7 protein-coding genes and 1 tRNA gene are annotated in these 6,288 nt (G+C 39.0%); 7 read left to right on the forward strand and 1 reads right to left on the reverse strand.

Going from position 1 to position 6,288, the window contains the following annotated elements; genetic code table 11:
• The first annotated feature begins 283 nt into the window (after positions 1-283).
• On the forward strand, positions 284-1,294 hold the full coding sequence (gap, locus tag B7695_RS05895; RefSeq protein WP_033687386.1) for a type I glyceraldehyde-3-phosphate dehydrogenase: 1,011 nt from the start codon (positions 284-286) through the stop codon (positions 1,292-1,294).
• A gap of 67 nt (positions 1,295-1,361) precedes the next feature.
• Here gap and B7695_RS05900 read toward each other — a convergent pair whose 3' ends face one another.
• Positions 1,362-2,237 carry an RluA family pseudouridine synthase gene (locus B7695_RS05900; protein WP_077804628.1) on the reverse strand — a complete coding sequence of 292 codons (876 nt, stop codon included), beginning with the start codon at positions 2,235-2,237 and terminating at the stop codon, positions 1,362-1,364.
• 86 nt (positions 2,238-2,323) lie between these two features.
• Between B7695_RS05900 and pbp2a the strand changes: the two genes are divergently transcribed.
• The 6 genes from pbp2a (at position 2,324) to B7695_RS05930 (ending at position 6,265) form a co-directional block, all read left to right on the forward strand.
• Positions 2,324-4,519 (forward strand): penicillin-binding protein PBP2A, encoded by a 2,196-nt coding sequence (pbp2a, locus tag B7695_RS05905; protein ID WP_084890409.1) that lies wholly within the window; start codon positions 2,324-2,326, stop codon positions 4,517-4,519.
• A gap of 52 nt (positions 4,520-4,571) precedes the next feature.
• Positions 4,572-4,724 carry a 50S ribosomal protein L33 gene (gene rpmG, locus B7695_RS05910; protein ID WP_001809375.1) on the forward strand — a complete coding sequence of 51 codons (153 nt, stop codon included), beginning with the start codon at positions 4,572-4,574 and terminating at the stop codon, positions 4,722-4,724.
• Between the two features lie 9 nt (positions 4,725-4,733).
• Positions 4,734-4,910 (forward strand): preprotein translocase subunit SecE, encoded by a 177-nt coding sequence (gene secE, locus B7695_RS05915; RefSeq protein ID WP_001210991.1) that lies wholly within the window; start codon positions 4,734-4,736, stop codon positions 4,908-4,910.
• A 54-nt stretch (positions 4,911-4,964) separates the two neighbouring features.
• Complete coding sequence (gene nusG / locus B7695_RS05920; protein ID WP_084890411.1) at positions 4,965-5,501, forward strand: transcription termination/antitermination protein NusG; 537 nt, start codon at positions 4,965-4,967, stop codon at positions 5,499-5,501.
• Between the two features lie 120 nt (positions 5,502-5,621).
• Positions 5,622-6,101: a transcriptional regulator gene (locus B7695_RS05925; protein WP_084890413.1), complete on the forward strand. Its 480-nt coding sequence runs from the start codon at positions 5,622-5,624 to the stop codon at positions 6,099-6,101.
• Positions 6,102-6,193: 92 nt separating this feature from the next.
• A tRNA-Glu gene (locus B7695_RS05930) sits at positions 6,194-6,265 on the forward strand.
• Positions 6,266-6,288: the final 23 nt, after the last annotated feature.

The raw sequence follows: 6,288 nt of genomic DNA on the forward strand, positions 1-6,288 counted from the left end.
GGTGTTTATGTTTTGTCATAGTGAATCTCATTTCTAACTCAAACGTCTCATACTTAATTCCACCATAAAAATCCGTTTTAGACTAATTTCCACTTTGGTTAGGCAAGTGGAAGTTACTTTGAGAAGTTGCCTTGAAAAGAAACTAACATAGAAAAACAATGCCCGTACTTGCAATTCAACTCAAATAGTTATATAATAGGTTTGTTGAAAGGTGATTTGTAGTGATTCAAGTTACTCTTTTCACAATAAAAATTTCATGATTTTCATAAGGAGGAAATCACTAATGGTAGTTAAAGTTGGTATTAACGGTTTCGGACGTATCGGTCGTCTTGCTTTCCGTCGTATCCAAAACGTAGAAGGTGTTGAAGTTACTCGTATCAACGACCTTACAGATCCAGTTATGCTTGCACACTTGTTGAAATACGACACAACTCAAGGTCGTTTCGACGGTACTGTTGAAGTTAAAGAAGGTGGATTTGAAGTTAACGGTAAATTCATCAAAGTTTCTGCTGAACGTGATCCAGAACAAATCGACTGGGCTAACGACGGTGTAGAAATCGTTCTTGAAGCTACTGGTTTCTTTGCTAAGAAAGCAGCTGCTGAAAAACACTTGCACGCTGGTGGAGCTAAAAAAGTTGTTATCACTGCTCCTGGTGGAAACGACGTTAAAACAGTTGTATTCAACACTAACCACGACGTTCTTGACGGTACTGAAACAGTTATCTCAGGTGCTTCATGTACTACAAACTGCTTGGCTCCAATGGCTAAAGCTCTTCAAGACAACTTTGGTGTTGTAGAAGGATTGATGACTACTATCCACGCTTACACTGGTGACCAAATGATCCTTGACGGACCACACCGTGGTGGTGACCTTCGCCGTGCTCGCGCTGGTGCTGCAAACATCGTTCCTAACTCAACTGGTGCTGCAAAAGCTATCGGTCTTGTAATCCCAGAATTGAACGGTAAACTTGACGGATCTGCACAACGCGTTCCAACTCCAACTGGATCAGTTACTGAATTGGTAGCAGTTCTTGAAAAGAACGTTACTGTTGATGAAGTGAACGCAGCTATGAAAGCAGCTTCAAACGAATCATACGGTTACACAGAAGATCCAATCGTATCTTCAGATATCGTAGGTATGTCTTACGGTTCATTGTTTGACGCAACTCAAACTAAAGTTCTTGACGTTGACGGTAAACAATTGGTTAAAGTTGTATCATGGTACGACAACGAAATGTCATACACTGCACAACTTGTTCGTACTCTTGAATACTTCGCAAAAATCGCTAAATAATTCATGAGTCGATAAAAAGCAAGGCCTCTGGTCTTGCTTTTTAAATATTAAAAAATGGATGACGCTATCATCCATTCTTTTTTAATTCTTTTTCAAAAGTATCTGATAGGGTAGTGAAGCTTAATTTCTCTAGAGTAAGCGGATGGGTAAAGGACAGTCGAAAGGCATGAAGCATAAGCCGACTTGTTTTTGATTTACTATTATAGAGAGGGTCGCCTAAAATAGGGAAGTTATGATGCGAAAGGTGCACACGAATCTGATGGGTTCGCCCTGTCTTTAGCTTGCAACGAACCAAGGAAGTCTTGTTTGGAAATTGCTTTAATCTGCTTACATGCGTTTCGGCATATTGCCCATTTTTTGTATCAACTACTCGTTTTCTGCGATCATGGCGATCACGTCCGATTTTGTCTTTGAAAACAAGTTCTTTGCTGCTGATATTTCCATCAACTAGTGCCCAATATTCCCTAGAAATCTCTTTTTTCTCCAGTAAGCGATTGAGAATAGGCAGGATAAAAGGATTTTTGGCAAAGAGAATCAAGCCACTGGTTTCCATGTCCAGACGATGAATGACATAACAGGTCTGGCCAACGTAGGCACTGACATGGTTAAGAAGAGCAATTTCGTTTGGTTGGTTACCGTGTGTTTTCATACCCTCAGGTTTGTTTACAATAATCAAGTGTTGATCTTGATAAACTTCCTGAATAAGGTTTGGGTTGCCCCAAGGAATTTCTTTTTCGGGATAATCTTCCTCGTCAAAAGTCAATTGGCAAACATCTCCAGGATTTACCGTCTCGTTCCAATGAACTTCTCGCTGATTAATCAAAAGGTGTTTCTTGATTCTCAAAAAATGACGGATTTTTCTAGGGATGAGGAGTTGCTCCTCAAGTAATTGCTTTACCGTCATTTGAGGTAGAGAGTCTGGTAATGTAAATGTGAATTGCATACAGATATTGTAACAAAAAAAGCCCTATTTGGATAGGAAATAGCTAAATTCTTGTCTTCCTATGATGAAGATGATAAAATAAACGCATGAAATTAGATAAATTATTCGAGAAATTTCTTTCTCTTTTTAAAAAAGAAACAAGTGAACTAGAGGGCTCTGACTCTACTAGCTTACGTCGCTCTCGTAGTGATCGAAAAAAATTAGCCCAAGTAGGTCCAATTCGAAAATTCTGGCGTCGCTATCATCTAACAAAGATTGTCCTTATACTAGGTTTGAGTGCAGGCTTGCTAGTTGGAACCTATTTGTTTGCTGTAGCTAAGTCAACCAATGTTAACGATTTGCAAAACGCCTTGAAAACTCGGACTATCATTTTTGACCGTGAAGAAAAAGAGGCTGGTGCCTTGTCTGGTCAAAAAGGAACTTATGTTGAATTGACTGATATCAGTAAAAATTTGCAGAATGCCGTTATTGCGACAGAAGACCGCTCTTTCTATAAAAATGACGGGATTAACTATGGTCGTTTCTTCTTGGCGATTGTCACTGCTGGTCGTTCAGGTGGTGGATCTACTATTACCCAGCAGCTGGCTAAAAATGCCTATTTGTCACAGGATCAAACTGTTGAGAGAAAAGCGAAAGAATTTTTTCTTGCCTTAGAATTAACAAAAAAATATAGTAAGGATCAAATCTTAACCATGTACCTTAACAACGCTTATTTTGGAAATGGTGTGTGGGGTGTAGAAGATGCGAGTAAGAAATATTTTGGAGTTTCTGCATCAGAAGTGAGTTTGGATCAAGCTGCCACTCTAGCAGGGATGCTCAAGGGGCCGGAACTGTATAATCCCTTGAATTCTGTAGAAGATTCGACTAATCGTCGTGATACTGTCTTGCAAAATATGCTTGCAGCGGGTTACATTGATAAAAACCAAGAAACCGAAGCTGCAGAAGTTGATATGACTTCGCAATTGCACGATAAGTATGAAGGAAAAATCTCAGATTACCGCTATCCTTCTTACTTTGATGCGGTGGTTAATGAAGCTGTGTCTAAGTATAATTTAACAGAGGAAGAAATCGTAAATAATGGCTACCGCATTTACACAGAGCTGGACCAAAATTACCAAGCAAATATGCAGGTTGTTTATGAAAACACATCGCTATTTCCGAGGGCAGAGGATGGAACATTTGCTCAATCAGGAAGTGTAGCTCTCGAACCGAAAACAGGTGGAGTTCGTGGAGTTGTCGGTCAAGTTGCTGATAATGATAAAACTGGATTCCGGAATTTCAACTATGCAACTCAATCAAAACGTAGTCCTGGTTCTGCAATTAAGCCTTTAGTTGTTTATACGCCAGCAGTTGAAGCAGGCTGGGCTTTGAATAAGCTCTTGGATAACCATACCATGCAGTACGACAGCTATAAGCTTGATAACTATGCAGGAATCAAAACGAGTCGAGAAGTTCCTATGTATCAAGCCTTGGCAGAGTCGCTTAATCTGCCTGCTGTTGCCACTGTTAATGATTTGGGCCTTGATAAGGCTTTTGAGGCGGGCGAAAAATTCGGACTCAACATGGAAAAGGTCGATCGTGTTCTTGGCGTCGCCTTGGGAAGCGGTGTTGAAACCAACCCACTTCAAATGGCTCAAGCATATGCTGTTTTTGCAAATGAAGGTTTAATGCCGGAAGCACATTTTATTAGTAGAATTGAAAATGCTAGTGGTCAGGTTATTGCGAGCCATAAAAATTCACAAAAACGGGTGATTGATAAGTCTGTAGCTGATAAGATGACCAGTATGATGTTGGGGACATTCACCAACGGTACCGGTATTAGTTCATCGCCTGCAGACTATGTCATGGCAGGGAAAACTGGAACAACTGAAGCAGTTTTCAATCCGGATTACACAAGTGACCAGTGGGTAATTGGTTATACTCCGGATGTAGTGATTAGCCACTGGCTTGGCTTTCCGACCACTGATGAAAATCACTATCTAGCAGGTTCGACTTCAAACGGTGCAGCACATGTCTTTAGAAACATTGCAAATACCATTTTACCTTATACGCCAGGAAGCACTTTTACGGTTGAAAATGCTTATAAGCAAAATGGAATTGGACCAGCCAATACAAGAAATCAAGTACAGAGTAATGAAGAAAATCAGGCAGATAATAGCCTTTCTGATATTAGAAGTCGTGCACAAAATCTGGTAGATGAGGCTAGCCGTGCTATCTCGGATTCGAAGATTAAGGAAAAGGCTCAAACGATATGGGATTCGGTAGTCAATCTATTTCGTTAAGATGCTTGTCAAAGCCTAGCTTTCTTGTTATAATAGATAAGATGGAGGCGTTATGGCATTAAAAAAAGCAAGCCTAGCTTGTGCGGTTTGTGGTTCGAGAAACTATTCAATCAAGATAAGCGGAAACCCCAAGCCAACACGACTAGAAGTAAATAAATTTTGTAAACATTGTGGTAAGTATACTACACACAGAGAAACGAGATAGGAGAGAGCGATGCGTTTTATTGGAGATATATTTAGACTTCTTAAAGACACAACATGGCCAACTCGCAAGGAAAGCTGGAGAGATTTTCGTTCTATCATGGAATACACAGCTTTCTTTGTAGTAATTATTTACATTTTTGACCAGTTGATTGTTTCAGGTTTGATTCGATTTATTAACATTTTTTAGAAGGTTAGTGGAGTTAATTACACTAGAAATCTTCTATTTATGAAAGGAAATATCATGGATAGTTTTGATAAAGGATGGTTTGTCTTACAAACTTATTCTGGTTATGAAAATAAGGTAAAAGAAAATCTATTACAACGTGCACAAACCTACAATATGTTGGATAATATTCTACGCGTTGAAATTCCAACGCAAACCGTGCAAGTTGAAAAAAAAGGAAAGAGAAAAGAAGTAGAAGAAAATCGCTTTCCAGGTTATGTTCTTGTAGAAATGGTCATGACAGATGAAGCTTGGTTTGTTGTTCGAAACACACCAAATGTTACAGGATTCGTCGGATCTCACGGAAATAGATCAAAACCAACTCCATTATTGGAACAAGAAATTCGTGATATCTTGGTTTCTATGGGACAAACTGTACAAGAGTTTGATATCGATGTTGAAGTTGGTCAAACTGTACGTATTATTGATGGAGCTTTTGCAGATTATACCGGTAAGATTACAGAGATTGATAACAATAAAGTGAAGATGATTATCTCTATGTTTGGTAATGACACAGTTGCAGAAGTAAACCTAAACCAAATCGCAGAATTATAACCCTGAGAGAGGCCTGTCCTCTCTTTTTTGTGCAGTTGAGGAGCTAAAGGGAACAGAATGGATGAAATGTGCCAAAAGTGTTTCTGAATCTGTTAGACTGTATCTAGAAAGGGGAAAAGAATGATTAAAGAATTGTATGAAGAAGTCCAAGGAATTGTATATAAGAGTAGAAATGAATATTACTTGCATTTATGGGAACTATCGGATTGGGATCAAGAGGGAATGATATGTCTACATGAATTGATTAGTAAAGAAGAGGGATTAGTAGAAGATATCCCTCGTTTAAGGAAATATTTCAAAACCAAGTTTCGGAATCGGATTCTAGACTATATCCGTAAACAAGAAAGTCAAAAACGAAGATATGATAAAGAGCTTTATGAAGAAGTGGGTGAGATTAGTCATCGTATAAGTGAGGTAGGACTCTGGCTAGATGACTATTATCTCTTTCATGAAACACTAAGAGATTATAGAAACAAACAAACTAAAGAGCAACGAGAAGAGTTAGAACGCGTCTTAAGAAATGAACGTTTCCGAGGGCGTCAAAGAGTGCTAAAGGACTTACGTATTGTGTTTAAAGAGTTTGACATCCGTACTCATTAGGAATTCATGCAAAAAAGTAAAAAAAGTTTAAAAAAGTAGTTGACAAAGTTTAAAAAGTCGGTATAATAGTAAGAGTTGAAAATAACAACTCTGGTCCGTTGGTCAAGGGGTTAAGACACCGCCTTTTCACGGCGGTAACACGGGTTCGAATCCCGTACGGACTATGGTATGTTGCGGTTGGAACACT

The sequence above is a fragment of the Streptococcus mitis genome (assembly GCF_002096845.1).
GTDB classification, from domain to species: domain Bacteria; phylum Bacillota; class Bacilli; order Lactobacillales; family Streptococcaceae; genus Streptococcus; species Streptococcus mitis_A.